The organism is Corynebacterium sp. KPL4072, from assembly GCF_037908395.1.
Taxonomy (GTDB): domain Bacteria; phylum Actinomycetota; class Actinomycetes; order Mycobacteriales; family Mycobacteriaceae; genus Corynebacterium; species Corynebacterium kefirresidentii.
In genome coordinates, this window is the sequence record NZ_JBBMGE010000002.1 from 229927 (window position 1) to 244488 (window position 14562).

At 53.0% G+C, this 14562-nt stretch carries 14 protein-coding genes; 6 read left to right on the forward strand and 8 right to left on the reverse strand.

Going from position 1 to position 14562, the window contains the following annotated elements:
- Positions 1–168: 168 nt before the first annotated feature.
- Positions 169–768 (forward strand): DMT family transporter, encoded by a 600-nt coding sequence (locus WMP97_RS02950; protein WP_340439745.1) that lies wholly within the window; start codon positions 169–171, stop codon positions 766–768.
- Positions 684–1091, forward strand: coding sequence for a DMT family transporter (locus WMP97_RS02955; protein ID WP_340439747.1), 408 nt, complete (start codon positions 684–686; stop codon positions 1089–1091). The genes WMP97_RS02950 and WMP97_RS02955 overlap by 85 nt, the downstream gene beginning before the upstream one ends.
- Positions 1092–1102: 11 nt before the next feature.
- Here the strand turns inward: WMP97_RS02955 and WMP97_RS02960 are convergent, their stop codons facing one another.
- Positions 1103–2170, reverse strand: a complete 1068-nt coding sequence (locus WMP97_RS02960; RefSeq protein WP_200288804.1) for a PDR/VanB family oxidoreductase — start codon at positions 2168–2170, stop codon at positions 1103–1105.
- Positions 2171–2633: 463 nt separating this feature from the next.
- Between WMP97_RS02960 and WMP97_RS02965 the strand changes: the two genes are divergently transcribed.
- The 4 genes from WMP97_RS02965 to WMP97_RS02980 all read left to right on the forward strand — a co-directional run bounded on the left by WMP97_RS02965 (position 2634) and on the right by WMP97_RS02980 (position 8134).
- Positions 2634–4001, forward strand: a complete 1368-nt coding sequence (locus tag WMP97_RS02965; protein WP_340439749.1) for an oxygenase MpaB family protein — start codon at positions 2634–2636, stop codon at positions 3999–4001.
- 44 nt (positions 4002–4045) lie between these two features.
- The gene (locus WMP97_RS02970; protein ID WP_239208752.1) at positions 4046–5413 is read left to right on the forward strand and encodes an oxygenase MpaB family protein; all 1368 of its coding nucleotides are present in this window, start codon (positions 4046–4048) and stop codon (positions 5411–5413) included.
- Positions 5414–5456: 43 nt separating this feature from the next.
- Positions 5457–6662 carry an oxygenase MpaB family protein gene (locus WMP97_RS02975; RefSeq protein WP_340439751.1) on the forward strand — a complete coding sequence of 402 codons (1206 nt, stop codon included), beginning with the start codon at positions 5457–5459 and terminating at the stop codon, positions 6660–6662.
- Positions 6663–6760: 98 nt separating this feature from the next.
- Positions 6761–8134 (forward strand): NAD-dependent succinate-semialdehyde dehydrogenase, encoded by a 1374-nt coding sequence (locus tag WMP97_RS02980; RefSeq protein WP_284798776.1) that lies wholly within the window; start codon positions 6761–6763, stop codon positions 8132–8134.
- Positions 8135–8273: 139 nt separating this feature from the next.
- On the opposite strand, the gene WMP97_RS02985 is transcribed toward WMP97_RS02980, so the two are convergent.
- The 7 genes from WMP97_RS02985 to WMP97_RS03015 all read right to left on the reverse strand — a co-directional run bounded on the left by WMP97_RS02985 (position 8274) and on the right by WMP97_RS03015 (position 14234).
- Complete coding sequence (locus tag WMP97_RS02985; RefSeq protein WP_340439752.1) at positions 8274–9374, reverse strand: tyrosine-type recombinase/integrase; 1101 nt, start codon at positions 9372–9374, stop codon at positions 8274–8276.
- 78 nt (positions 9375–9452) lie between these two features.
- On the reverse strand, positions 9453–9767 hold the full coding sequence (locus tag WMP97_RS02990) for a hypothetical protein (RefSeq protein ID WP_023021029.1): 315 nt from the start codon (positions 9765–9767) through the stop codon (positions 9453–9455).
- A gap of 183 nt (positions 9768–9950) precedes the next feature.
- Entirely contained in the window at positions 9951–10367 is a 417-nt protein-coding gene (locus WMP97_RS02995; RefSeq protein WP_340439753.1) for a hypothetical protein, read from the reverse strand.
- Between the two features lie 810 nt (positions 10368–11177).
- Positions 11178–11663 (reverse strand): ImmA/IrrE family metallo-endopeptidase, encoded by a 486-nt coding sequence (locus WMP97_RS03000; protein ID WP_340439754.1) that lies wholly within the window; start codon positions 11661–11663, stop codon positions 11178–11180.
- A 28-nt stretch (positions 11664–11691) separates the two neighbouring features.
- Entirely contained in the window at positions 11692–12720 is a 1029-nt protein-coding gene (locus WMP97_RS03005; protein ID WP_340439755.1) for a DUF3644 domain-containing protein, read from the reverse strand.
- A complete protein-coding gene (gene rhuM, locus WMP97_RS03010; protein ID WP_340439756.1) occupies positions 12713–13714 on the reverse strand; it encodes a RhuM family protein in 1002 nt (333 codons plus the stop codon). Before rhuM ends, WMP97_RS03005 begins: the two co-directional genes overlap by 8 nt.
- Positions 13707–14234 carry a helix-turn-helix domain-containing protein gene (locus tag WMP97_RS03015; RefSeq protein ID WP_340439757.1) on the reverse strand — a complete coding sequence of 176 codons (528 nt, stop codon included), beginning with the start codon at positions 14232–14234 and terminating at the stop codon, positions 13707–13709. Before WMP97_RS03015 ends, rhuM begins: the two co-directional genes overlap by 8 nt.
- Positions 14235–14562: the final 328 nt, after the last annotated feature.

A 14562-nucleotide genomic window follows, 5' to 3' on the forward strand; every position in this document is an offset into this window, starting at 1 on the left:
TAAATCTTCTGGTAGCTAGCCCGCACCATCTCATGGCAGTGCTGCCGCCTCTCCGAGAGTGCAGGTCCCACAACCCTGGGCCTGCACTCTCAGTGTTTCTGCATTGTGCAATGTGGCAGAAGCCATGCTTGGCGATGCCCCCCAGCTGCCTATAAGAAAGGACGCTCTATGTTGGTCATTGCCGCCCTGCTGGTCGGCGCCATAGTGCCGGTACAGACGGCCATTAATACGCGGTTTCGTGAAAGTATTGGTTCCCCAATTGTGGCGGGATTCTTTTCCTTTATTATTGGCTTGTTCGTTTCTGCGCTTATTGCTCTTGCGCTCACCGGTCACCTAATTCCGGATTTAGCCACCGCTGCGCAACAGCCCTGGTGGGTGTGGCTCGGCGGGTTTATGGGAGTTTCCTTCATCGTGGGAAATATTCTGCTTTTCCCTCGCATCGGCAGTGTGGAGACCGTTATCTTGCCTATCTTGGGGCAGGTAACAATGGGTCTGCTTTGCGATACCACCGGCATATTTAATTCCCCACACGTTGGAGTCGGCCCGCTGCGCATCCTCGGAGTGGCCGTGGTGTTGGTCGGAATCGCGTTGGTATTGGAAATCGGGCGCGGTGCCGCTACTACGCATGCTACAGCCAGTGGTGTGAAGCTGTGGTTGTGGCGGCTTTTGGGGTTCTTATTGGAATGGGCTCAGCAACCCAAACTGCTGTCAACGGCTTCCTCGGCCGTGCATTGGGCAACCCCCTTCCCGCCGGCGAGGTTTCTCTAGCAGTCGGCGTGCTCTTGCTTGCAGTGCTGTCTATCGCCCCCCGAGGTCCGCGGCGTGCTCTTTTCACCCGTCCCGCCCCTGGTCCGTGGTGGATGTGGTTCGGTGGAGTCCTTGGGGCACTCTTCGTGGTTGGTGGGGCTACGCTTTCTCCCATCTTGGGCACGGGAACGACCGTGATTGGATCGTTGGTGGGATCAATTGTGTGCGGTCAGGTAGTAGAGTCGCTCGGCTGGGGGCATGCGCGCCGGGGACTGCCCCCTATTCACCGCGTAGTGGGACTGGCCTTAGTCATCATTGGGGTCGTGATGGTGCGTTCGCTCTAAAGCGTAGTGCCTTAGCGGCGCCAGCGCTCGAGCACCAGGCGTCTATCCAGTGACCGTGAAACGCAGGGCGCAAAGGCGCCGTCTGCATGCATTTGTTCATTAAAGACGGAATCTCGATGATCTGGCTCGCCTTCTATCACTTTCATAACGCAGGTGCTGCAGGTGCCTTCTAAACAACGTGACATCACCGGCAAGTCAGCTTCCTCGAGTGCCTCGAGTACAGTGACATTGGCTGGAACGTGAACGGTTTCCCCACAAAATTCCACGTCGAAAGCGCAATCGCCTGCACCGGCATTTTTCTCTCCGCTAAGCGCTTCCATATCAGGGTGGAAGTTTTCCCAGTGGAAATTCTGGTGGGGAAGATAGTCCAGCACTACCTCCTTTGCGCCGGACATGAACCCTTGCGGACCGCATACATAAAACACTGTTTCCTGCGGGGCTTGGGACAACAGGTGTCGGTAGATTTCTTCTTGCCGTGCACGGGGTGAGCCAAAAACTTCAATGAGACTATCGCCGCATATGCTGCGCAATTGGGGCAGCAGTACGGCGCGGGTAATGCTAGAGGCGAAGTAGAGAACCATGAAGGGTTTGCCTTGGCGCTGTAGCGATTGGGCCATGGAAAGCATAGGCGCAATACCAACACCGGCGCCGGCGAGCACATAGTAGCTGGCGGTGTCAACGAGTTCGAAGTTATTGTGCGCTGGGGAGATGAGTAACTCATCGCCCGCGCGAAGTTGCATCATGACAAGGGAGCCACCCCGCGAATTCTCTTCGCGTTTAACGGCGATGCCGTAGGTTGAATCCGCACCGGCGCCGCCACAGGGGGTCTCTTTGGATGGCATTTCAAAAACGGAGTACTGGCGCACTAACTCCGTATCCTCTGGCCCGGTGAGCGTGACGTCTACGTGGCAGCCAGGGGAGTAGTCGGGGAGTTTCGCTCCTTTCTTAAAGCAGAATTCCAGCACCATAAGGTCATCAGCGACTGGGGTGACCTGCTGTACTGTGGCCCGCAGCCGCGAACCTTCGCTCCGTTTTGCTGTGCCTCGTGCCGGAGAGTGTTTTAAGGAAGTTTCGTCCATTGTGGCCCCTTTCTGCTCAATGGCGTGGGCGGAGCGAGGGAAGCCTGTGAAGCGTTCTAACGCTGTGCGGCCCATTCGCATCTCGCGGCACCACTTCACGCCATTCAGCTTTAAAGTAATTGAGGACATAGTAGCCACTAACTGAGTTCTATGTCACTCATGTAGTAACACTGGGCCAGTTAAGCGCATTCGATACACCCACATGGGTGGGTGAAGACTTCAAATTAAAAGATTTCCTGGCGCATCCTTCTGTCTTATTTCTCATGGTAGGGGGTGTAATTCAAGCCCTTCTGTCCACTGTTGAAAGTTTAAAGCAGAGCAAAATGGGTAAACCTCCGCGAATTCCATTGCGGTGCAATCTGACTCTCTATACGATGACCACTACGTATTAAAGGTGACATAGGGCACATATTGTTCAACAGTGTGTGGTCTCACACTTGAGTGAAGAAAGGGAGTCACTGCAATGTCAACCCCCACGAAGCCCTTGGCGAGCGAAGCCACGCAGCCAGAGATTTTGCCGATGTCCGATAATCCTTATGAGGATTTCCGCTATTTTTACCGCGATGGAATGCCGCTACGCCCGGCGCCTAAGCGGCGCGTAGACAAACCGGGTTGGTCCACGCTTCGCCATAATATTTTTGACAAGTGGCACACTGTCCACGATGACTGGGCCGGGTATGACACGCCCCAAACACGACTCCTAGATGACCATATGTGGCAAACGGATGAACAAGGCGCCGCTTTGGCTGAATCCTTCCGTCGCGATGGCGCAAAGAAAGCTCGGGCCGACTTTGAGCAAGCTCTAAATAAGGGCATCGAAACCGTCGAAGAACCGTCATCAGAACTCGTTGCCTTCTTTGAGCAGGTAGATACCATTCCTGAGTGGATTGATCTGGAGGCCGCTGAGCGGGGACGCGTGGCTTATTACAATGCCACGCCAAGCGCAGATTTGCTCACCTTCAACTTTGGTTATTGGGCTACCACCATGGAGGATCGCACCTCTGCGGCCACGGGTGAGACCGGCATGTTCGAATTCAAAGCGATGCAGCGCGCGCTAGAGACTTCCAAGTTCTTTGTTGATTTGGGCAAACAGGATGTCTTTGATCGCTTTGGGGAAGGCCGCAAAGCGGCAGTGCACGTTCGCCTTTTGCATGCACAGGCTAATAGGGGACTGGAAAAGCTATGGGGCCCAGAACACTACAACGAGTTCGGACGGCCGATTGGCTCGAGCTTCCTCGTTTCGGGTGAGGGCTGGTTTGCGCTCATGCCACTAGCCATTGACGAGCTATTCGGTCGTCCTCACTCTGGACAAGATTGGGATGACGTAGCTCAGTACTGGGCTTATGTCTTGCACATGATGGGTGCAGAGCACCGTCTCATTCCAAAAAATGGTGATGAGATGCGCAAAATGACCGACTTCATTTACGCAAATGGTGGGCGGTCTTCCGCGTATCACCAGCGTGTTGCCACTGCGCTGATGTCCATTGTGGAACAAATGGATCCCAATCTGCCGCTAGAAATGCTGGGCTCGTTGGCCACGTTGGTTGGCCCTGAAGATACCAAGTTCATGGTGGAGGGGACCCGTTGGGCCGAATTGGACTTTAGCCAGGCTGCGAAGGATTTTGAGGAAAAGGCCCGTAAAGAGGCTGAAGAAGCCCGCGAAGCGGATCAACGACCAGACGCTGAAGCCTATAAGAAGCAGAAAGCTACTCAAGGTCGCCCGCCGTGGTCGAACGCCTTGGAAGAGGTGCAGGAATACATCAAAAATAACGAGCCTGACGTCAAGGTGGCCTGGACTTTGCACGACGATTCGAAAGAAGCAAAGCGTTAGATCCCGCGCTACCGACTTAAAGATTAGAAAGTGAAGTGACTCGAATGTCAACCCCCACGAAGCCCTTGGCGAGCGAAGCCACGCAGCCAGAGATTTTGCCGATGTCCGATAATCCTTATGAGGATTTCCGCTATTTTTACCGCGATGGAATGCCGCTGCGCCCGGCACCTAAGCGGCGCACCCCCACCCCGAGCTGGTCCGTGTTGCGCCATAATATTTTTGATTCTTGGCACTCAGTGGAAGATTCTTGGGAGGGCTACGGTACTGCGCAAACCCGCCTTTTAGATGACCACATGTGGCAAACCGATGAGACGGGTGAGAAGCTCGCCCAAGCCTTCCGTCGCGATGGAGCGAAGGAATCGCGGAAAAAATTCGAGCAGGCGCTAAATCAGGGCATCGATACGGTGCGTGAACCTGCCCCTGAGTTGGTGGAGTTTTTCCAAGAAGTAGATCGGATCCCAGGTTGGCTAGACCTCGAGGCCGCCGAACGCGGGCGCGTAGCCTATTACAACGTCACCCGCACCTCAGAGATTCTTGCTATCGCCTTTGCTTATTGGGCAACCACGTTGGAGGACCGCACCTCAGCGGCCACAGGTGAGACCGGAATGTTCGAGTTCCAAGCCATGCAGCGGTCTATTGAGACTGCACAGTTCTTTGTGGATCTAGGAAAGAAGAACGTTTTCGAGCGTTTTGGTGAGGGACGCAAGGCGGCGGTGCGCGTGCGTTTGCTCCACGCCCAGGCAAACCGCGGATTGGAAAAGATGTGGGGTCCGGAGCACTATAACGAGTTCGGGCGTCCAATCGGCTCCAGTTTCCTCGTCTCTGGAGAAGGCTGGTTTGGCATGATGCCGCTTGCAATCGACGAGTTCTTTGGCCGTCCGCATAGCGGCCAGGAGTGGGATGACGTGGCTCAGTATTGGGGATACATCCTCTACATGATGGGAGCGGAGGAGCGCCTTATCCCTAAAACTGGCGATGAAATGCGCAAGATGACTGATTACATCTATGGCAATGGCGGATATTCCTCTGCTTACCACGAGCGTGTGGCTACCGCGCTGATGTCCATCCTAGAAAGCCTCAACCCCCTCGTGCCGCACGTTGCCCTTGGCGCACTATCTACCATCTGCGGCGAGAAAGACACCAAGTTTATGGTGCAGGGCACACGCTGGGAAAAGATCAACTTTAGGCCTTGGGCCATCCTCTTCAAGGCAGCCGCTAAAGCGGAAGCTCGTGCGGCCCGAATTCGGGACAAGCTGCCAGGTGCGAAAAGGGCCAGGATAAAGCGAGCCAATAACGGCAAGCCCCCTTGGACTGCGGTGACGGAGGTGATCAAAGACTACATCGCTAAGAACGAACCAGATACCAAGTCCGATTACACCTTGCACGATGACTCGAAAGAAGCCCGCAGCTAAACCGACTTCACCAACTCTCACCAGACTATAAGGAGAAACCACAATGAATGCACCAGCACCGTTGAGCACCGTAAATGAATGGCCGGCCGGCCGCGGTAGCCGCGAAGAATTTGTGGCCAAGTATGGCACGCAGCGCGCAGACCGCTACCAAGAGGCCTTCTGGGCTATGGATCCCGTGGCAGACGCCCTATTCACCAGCGGTCATACGGTCAAGGAAATCATGCCCAACCTGCGCGAGGCCTTAGCTCGCGGCACCGCCGATGACGATACCCTGCCGGAGGTAGCGGCATTGATTGAGGATATGACCAAGGCGCTTGCTGGTCTAGACGCCGAAAAGCTTGAGCGTGGTCGCCGCACTTACCTATCCATCCCGCCGTTGAGTCACGGTCTGGCGTTGGGCCCTGGTTCCTTGGTGCATACGTATGCTACCCCGGCCATCGCTGACCTTTTGGTTAACACCGGCGAGCTTACTGACGGTGCAGTCAAGCGCCTTGCCTACACCACAAATTGGACCTATTCGCTCTACCTGCCGGATGCTTTGCAGCCAGGAGGGGAGGGCTTTATTCATACAGGCATGGTGCGCGCGATTCACGCTCATGTGCGCCGCGTACATAACCGCAAAGGCTTGGACTATTCCGACTATGGTGCGCCGATTAGTGAATTCGACATGCTGCGCACCTGGTTCGATTTCACGTATATCCCATATGCCGGGCTGCGCCGCATGGGCTGGCAACTCACCGCGGAAGAAGAAAAGGACGTGTTCTATCTGTGGAAGATAGTCGGCCGCATGTTGGGTATCCGCTCCGATCTCTTCCGCGGCGAAGATGATGTAGAGGCCTCGCAGGAGACCATGGACACCATCCATGCGGTCGACGGCGAGATTAATGAGGCTGCCCGCCAGCTTGTCGATGCCCTGATGTCCGGCTTCGTTGTTAATGCTAAGGAACTCACCGGCTTTCCAGAAGACACGCTTGCAGATTGGACCGCTGCGCATGTGCGCATCATCCACGGCGATGAGGTGGCTGATGCCTGTGGCGTGGCGCAGTCCGTGATGCAGCCCATCTTGGAAATGGAAGCCCCACTAGTGCAAGAACGTTTTGACCTGCTGCGCCAAGACCAGGAAGCCCTTGAAGCAGAAATCCAAAAGAATGAAGACATGGTCCGCCAGATGCTTACCCGTGATGCCACCTACATGAAGCAGGATGAGGGCGTGAAAATGAAGGACGGCTCGATGGCCATCGGCGCCTAAAACGGTGACATAGATAACATGTATCGCGTACTGTTGTGATAGGCACAGTGCCTGTGCGACGTACATCAACAACCACACCCCATAGGAAGGAAGTCCCGATGTCTAAGGGCTACGCAGTTACCAACCCCGCCACAAATGAAGTGGTAGAAACCTTCGATACCTTTACCGACGAGCAGATCCAGGATGCACTAGCCAAGTCTCACGAGGCCTTTCAAACCTGGCGTAAGACCCCAATTGACGAGCGCGCCAAGATTGTCTCCCGTGCTGCCGAGCTCTTTAAGGAGCGTAAAGGCGAACTAGCCAAGATTGAGGCCCAAGAAATGGGCAAGGCCACCCCGGAAGGGGAGTGGGAGATCAACTTCTCCGGCGATATCCTGCAGTTCTATGCGGATAATGCGGCAGAGCACAATAAAGACAAGCCAGTCGATGTACCCGGCGGAAAGGCCGTGGTTCGCCGCCTTCCCGTTGGCTCCCTCCTGGGCATCATGCCGTGGAACTATCCCATCTACCAGGTCGCCCGCTTTGCCGGACCGAACCTGATGAACGGCAATTGCATTTTGCTAAAGCATGCCGAAATTACCCCGAAGTCCGCCGCTGCTATCGAGGAGATCTTCCGCGAGGCTGGCCTGCCCGAGGGAGTGTACATCAATATTTATGCCGACCATGACCAGATTGCGGACGTTATTGCTGATCCGCGTGTCCAGGGTGTTTCTCTCACTGGTTCTGAGCGCGCCGGCGCCGCCATTGCGGAAATCGCCGGACGCAACCTTAAGAAGGCTGTGCTGGAGCTCGGCGGCACTGATCCGTATATTATTCTCGATGCCGCCGATATCACTAAGGCGGCTGAGGAAGCCTGGGTCAAGCGCATCGAGAACGTCGGCCAGGCCTGCACCTCCAATAAGCGCATCATCGTCATGGAGGATATCTACGACGAGTTTGTTGATGAAATGGTGCGCATCGCCGAGGGAATGGCACAAGGTGATCCTTCCAGCCCAGCAGAGAACCAGTACTACCCAATGTCCTCGCGCAGCGCTGCAGAGAACCTAGACAAGCAGGTCCAGCGTGCCGTGGACAATGGTGCCACTATCCGTACCGGTGGCGAGCTGCATGAGACTGCGGCCTACTACACGCCAACCGTGCTTACCGACGTCCCCGTAGGCTCCGACTCCTACTATGAGGAGTTCTTCGGCCCTGTGGCCGAAATCTATAAGGTCTCTTCCGAAAAGGAAGCAGTGGAGCTAGCCAATAACTCCAACTACGGTCTGGGCGGCGCCGTCTTCTCTGAGGACACCGAGCGTGCCACCAACGTGGCTGACCAGATCGATACCGGAATGATTCACGTCAACCTGGGACAGTACTTCTCCCCAGTGCTGCCTTTCGGCGGCATCAAGAATTCCGGCTATGGCCGTGAACTTTCTGTCTTTGCCCTAGACGAGTTCGTAAATAAGCAGTATCTGTACATCAACGACTAGGCCACAAGCCGTTCTAGCCCAGAGGTAATAGGGCTGAATACAAAAGTTCCCGCTTAGCAAAGCTAAGCGGGATTTTTGCTCCTCCAACTGGGCTCGAACCAGTGACCTAAACCCTATTTAAACTGCATAAACACCCTTTTTAAGCCCTACGTGACGACAATCTGACGACATCTGAAATCTTTTCATCCACAGCGCTGCCCACCGCCTCCAAATCCTCATCAAACAATTCAGCGTAAATATCAAGCGTCATCGCCGCTGAAGAATGGCCGAGCTCACGCTGGATAACTTTCACATTCGCCCCAGCCGACACCATCAACCCGGCGGCCACATGCCTAAGACCATGCGGAGTCACACGCGGAAAATCCGGGTACTTATCCATACACCTATCCAACGCGTTGTAGTACCACTTGCCATGCGTAGGCGGCTTCATCGGCGAACCATCACGACGCGGCCATAACAACTCATCCGGGCTTTTACCTTCCATTACCGGTATAAGCATCCGCATCACCGATGCCGGCACAGCCACTTCGCGTACCTCATGCGTCTTAGGCGTGCCAATAACCACTTCGGTGCCTACTGTGACGGCGTTTCGTTCAATGCTAATTCGGTTTCGCGTGACGTCTATGTCGCGGACTCTGAGGGCTGCTGCTTCGCCCCAGCGAAGCCCCACGGTGCCTAGTAACCATACGAGTTCTTTGTACTTAGTGCATTCGTTAACGAGTAGTCCGAGTTGTTCTGCGGTGAGGTATATCTTTTTGGCGGCGGTTTTGCGGGGTAGTTTGATTCCTCGGGCTGGGTTGTTTCGTATGGCTTTGTCCATTACCGCTAAGTCGAGGATTTGGGCTAGTACGGCGTGTGCTTGTCGTACGAGTGAGGCTGATTTGTCCAGTGATGAGACCCAGGCTTGTACTTCTGATGGTTTGATGCTTGATATTTGGCGGTTCCCCCATTGTGGTTTCACGTGGTTTCGCCATATAGCGAGCATGTCGTATTTAGTCTTTGGTTTGAGGTGGGTGATGTTTGTGAGCCATGGGACGGCCATTTGTTCGATGGTGATTTTGCCGGCGTTGGGGTTTATCCAGTCGTTTTCGCGTATATTGACTGCGTTTTTGTCGGCCCATGCTTGCGCTTCGTTTTTGGTGCGGAATCCTCGTTTTGTGTGGGATGTGCCGTTTGGGTCGCGGTACTGGACGCGCCAGGACTTTCCTTTTGCGGTCTTATAGGACTTGATTGAAGACATGATAGAGATCTTTGTGTTGTATAAAAGCCCCGGCAATCCAAATACTGTGGATTGCCGGGGCCCGGTGGAGAGATAGGGCTATGCGGCTACTGGGAATAGAAATTCGCCGACTTTGAGGCCAATCTCAACAATGGTTTTGGTTACTTCAATGCCTTTCTTAGCGTTATCGAGTCGCTTGGCAGCGATTTCTGCTTGTTGCAGCTTTTCTTCGGGGGTCTTTTCCTTCTTCTGGTGCTTAGCGTTCTCTGGCTGAGAGGAGTTGCCTTCCGTGGTGGTAGTTGTTGTTGCAGTGGTTTCTTTGGTGGGGGCTGCATCGTCTGCCATTGCTGGTGCGATGGCGGTGGTGGTGGCGATGGCCAAGGTGGTCAGGCCGATGGTTGCTTTACGTAGCATTGCGTCTCCTTATCGGGGGGGTGCTTTCAGGGTAGGTTTACCCAGTAAGAAGGGTAGTGCCTGTGCGGGGAAACTGCATTCTTTTGTGTCAGTCTGCACAAGTTTGAGGTGGATGGGGGAATAAAAAATTGCCTTGAGCACTAGTGTTGTGCCCGAGGCAATGGTGGAGTTGAAAGACGTGTGTTAGGCGAGCTTGCCGGCGATTACGATGATCTTTTCTACGACCTTCAGTGCGTCCTCGATTTTGCTGAAGTCAATGTTCTTGACGAACTTGTCGACCTTAGCGTTGAAGTCTTCAGTCTTGCTGGAGAGCTGGTCGAGCTTTGCGTCGAAGTTCTTCTTGTGCTCTTCGTGCTTAGCGTCAAGGTCTTGCTTGTTTTCCTTGTGCTTGCTGGAGAGCTCCTCGAACTTGGCGTGGATGCCTTCCTTGTCGAGCTTGGAGGAAGCTGCGTCGTTTTGTTCAGGGGTGGCTTCGGTCGTGGTGACGGCGTCGGCAGAGGTAGTTTCAGAGGTGACGGTGTCGTCTGCCACTGCTGGTGCGATGGCGGTGGTGGTGGCGATGGCCAGGGTGGTCAGGCCGATGGTTGCCTTGCGTAGCATTGTGTCTCCTTGAGTCGTATGGGGGTGTTAAGAACGCAAAAAGGAATGCTAGCTTATTTTAAAGGAAAAGTCAGGTTTTGTGGTGGAATGCACAGGAACTGAAATGGGAGGGTTTGGTCGAAGCGTGTAGGCGCCCATGGATGGCCTCGGTGAACTACTAAGTGTTTAGTGTTGACGCTTACATTAAATTCTTGGTATGAGGGTGGTAAGTCGGTTGTAGTAGTTCGCCTAGTTCTTTAATTTGATGTCGTGCTGAATAATGGTTGCGGGGTTAGCTTTAGTCGGCTAGTGTTTTCGACACCGGCTGGGATGTACGTACTGGCCGGTTGAGAGTACGATTCCGCTCTCCTGATCTTTTCTACGTTGGTTGTATTAATGTAGAAAAGTAGCTCATGTTGCGGCCGCTAAGTAGTGCTGGTACCCCTTGCACTCTTAGCGGCCTTTTACGTTTTACTAGGCTAACTTCCTCTGATTGTGGTGGGCCATACTTTACTTTGAATATCCTGCGTATGGGTACGTTTCCTGTGGTATGAAGTCAATTTCACAGAGAGAGATGTAGCTATTTTTAGTTAGTAATATTAGGCTTAGTGCTGTCGGTCAGAATTCTTACGCTGGCTGACTTTAGGGGCACTCTTACCCTAAATCCCGCCGCCTTCCTTCTGTACTCTAGCGGCGGGACTAGGAAAGGCCGCTGGGGCTACGTAGTTCATCCTTGTAGAAAGGCATCCGGCGGCCTTTTCTACTCTATCTGGGATAGTGGTAAAAGAGGAGGGGCATAGTTTGTGAAACTCATGGCCCCTCCTTTTGCTGCTAACTGCTTTTCACCAATAGTGCTGTGTACAGCCGTTGCCATGATTTCAAGATATTGACGGTCACTCCTAACTCTGCTGCGATGGCGGCTGGGTGTGGTCCGTAGATTGCTTCTGCTGTGGCGTATTCGGCAGGCGAGATGAGTAGTTGGGCGGCGAACCGGTCTGCACGTAGCTCATGGGCGCCGTGGTGGCCGGGAGGGTCACCATAATGCGCGTGGCCTAACTCGTGGGCTAGGGAGCACAGGGTGGTCGCATCGTCCATGCCGAGGCGGAGCGTGATGGTGTTTCTGCGGGGTATCCATGCTGCTTTCGGCCCACCACGATGCCACCGGATTCGGTAGCCCCGGCCCTCAGCCGCCTGAATAAGAGCTTCAATCATTGGCGTGTTAAGGGTTGTTTGTTCGTGAGTAGATGAGGTACTGTCTGACTTAGAGACACTGACTCGTGATGGATCAGGCTGGGTTCCCGAATGGGAGTAAGACATTAGGTCGAGAATTCCTTTGCCCCTGGGGTCAGTGTCGATTATTTTTTGATGACTTCTGTTTCAGATTGTCCAAGTAGTCAGGCTCTTCTTTAAGCCTTTGGACAATGAAGTCAACAGTGTTGTCGTTGTAGATGTAGGCAGGATTTAATTCATGGGGTGAACTCCTGTCGTAACTGAATCGCTCGTCGCCTTTCATATTGTGACCGCTTGTGAACAACCCGAAGTCGTACATATTGAAGCGCTCATGCGGTTTCCCATCACGAGTTAGGTCTATATTTTCTCGCTTCAAGCGATGGTTAACTTTGCCGAGAACCATCTTTGGAGTGTAAGGGTAATAGCTTCTCGAATCTTTAACGTCGCGGATAACGTTTACTGGGATATCGGATCCTTTTGAAAAATAGACGTTTAGGTCTGCGTCTCTTTCCTTTTTGACGATACGCAACGTTGTCTCATAAATCGCAGCGATGTTTTCATTTCCGCCTGTACCTGCAGCTTCGGCTAGCTCATGGCTTTTCTTCAGAAGCCGCTTTGCTACGGCTGGGTCATACTTGGCGTGGATGATATCTGGTTGGACGTCACCGCGTCTTACTGCCAATGTGAGATGATTTTCAGGCATCAAATCACTGACTGACTCATTAAGTAGTTCTTCGAGTTGTTGGGCGTAGTTGGTCACTGCAGCTTGCAAAAACGGTCCGTAAAAGATCTCCCACTCATCAGTAATGAAGTGTGTGTTGGTGTTTCTAAAGTCAATCAGCTCACGCATGTTGATTCTTAATGGCGATTTGCTGTTTGTGAATACCTTGCCAAGGCAGTCATCTAGAGAAATTGTGCGTTCTGGGTTGTCTTTGAAATAGATTGATGAGATGCCTTGTGTTTTGATGAGGTATGCCTTGAGCATGAGTTCCCAAGCATTGCATAGGAATATTGAGCATGCTTCTGCGTGATACTTCAAGGTTGGTCGGTTATATAGCTCGATTGCGAGTGAGAAGGATTCTTTACTCTTCTCGGTGAGGCGTTTGATTGTATTGCTTGTATTCATTCCTTCCTGCTCAGTCAATGGGGTCTTCACCTCGTTTCAGAGTCTTGACCTCGGCTTCTAGAGCTTTCATGTCTATTTCGTTGACTTTAGAATCGAGTTGACGCTGGTAAGCGTTCCATTCTTCCTCGGACTTGTTTACTGCTTGCTTGTGCTTTCTCTTTCCGTATCCTTTGAGGACTTCGCGTTCATTGAACACGAGCCAGGCTTCTGTCTTTTCCATCCAGTCTTTTAAGAGCATGGTTTTACCCATCTCGGCTTGGTCTTCTGCATAGTCCAGGAACATGGTGGTGAGTCTGCGCATGCGTTTGGCTTCGTCTTCGGTGAGGAAGTTTTTAGCTACGCTCATGTCACTTTTATGGGGCGCTTCTCCGTCCCATGTTGTGAGCCCAGCGTATGGTTTGGTGCGGTCTGCACGTTCCCAGATTAGCTCCGCTGCGGTTCGCCCATGAGTGGCGAAATGAAGTCGGTTTTGAATCCCGGCGAAGAATTGCTGGACTTCCTTAAATGATTTCTTCTCTTGGTAATCGGCGCTGGTTGCGGATATAACATCGCAGATTTTACGAAAAAATTGGCGTTCAGAAGTTCGAATCTCTCGAATAGTCTCGAGTAATTCATCGAAGTGGGTATCGACGCCATCGTGTTTGAGTTTCTGAGCGTCGATAGCGAATCCCTTGGTGAGGTATCCGCGTAGAACTTCTGTAGCCCATTTTCTAAATTGTGAACCGCGGGGGCCTCGTACTCGAAAGCCGACGGCGAGAATCATGTCCAGGTTGTAGTGTTTAGTTTTCCTGTCTTTACCAGGCTGTTGTAAAAGTTTTTTACATTTAGCTTCGTCGAGTTCTCCTTGTTTGAGTACTTCACGTATGTGGTGGTTTATTGCCGGAGCCCCGACGTCAAAAAGTTCGGCCATCTGGCTGGTATTGAGCCAAGCGTCGTTGTCTTTTATCTGGAGGCGGACGTGTGCTTTGCCATCTTCGGTGGTGTAGATGGCAACTTGGTCTGGGCTAGTCAATGGGGTCTTCACCTCGCTTTTCGCGTTCTTCTTGTTCGTTGGGTGATGAGTCGGCGGCGTATTCGCCCGGTTCGTAATCAAACTCGCGGACCACGCCATCATCGTCATCATGCAGTGAAGCAGACGAGCCCGACACGGGGGATGGAGCGATATGGAGAGAAACCTCAAAGCTTTCCTCCCCGGTCTCAGTGTTGAAAAGGCGCTTGGCGTGGGGATCGCAGCGATAGAGGAATTCTTTTACTAGTTCTTCATTAGTGGCGTCGGAAAGTGTAGGTCCTCCCACTGTGACCTCCTTGAGGTTGGCCTCTTTGTCAGTGATGAACTCGGCTTCTACGAGTGCCTCTAGAACGTTGAGATGGAAGGCGCGGGCGAATTTAACGACGAAATCGGGGTCTGCTTTGGCGCCGTTCTTCCAGCGTGTGAAGGCGCTTTGGTTGAAGCCTGCCTGTTTCGCGGCGTCTCGCATTGTCATGCCGCTGATTACGGGTTCGATGTATTGCCACCAACGTGTTGAAGTCATGACCTAACCATATTTGCGCAGACGCAAAATAGCAAGTGATAGCGACAAAACAAACAAAACTTGCGCAGAAACAAACAGTCATGTAATTTCAATTTTGCAAGCACAAACGGAGTTTGCGAACACACAAACAAGGAGGTTGCATGACTTTCCTTCATACAGTTCGAGTCCGCAAAGCGTGGCTAGAGAACACAGTCAACGAAGCCGGAGGAATCTCAGCCCTCGCAGACAAACTTGATTGCGCTCCCTCAACAATTAGCCGCCAACTCAATGACAAGGCAGAAGCAGGACCCCGACTAATCGGAGCCATCCTCACTAACTACCCCGTGTC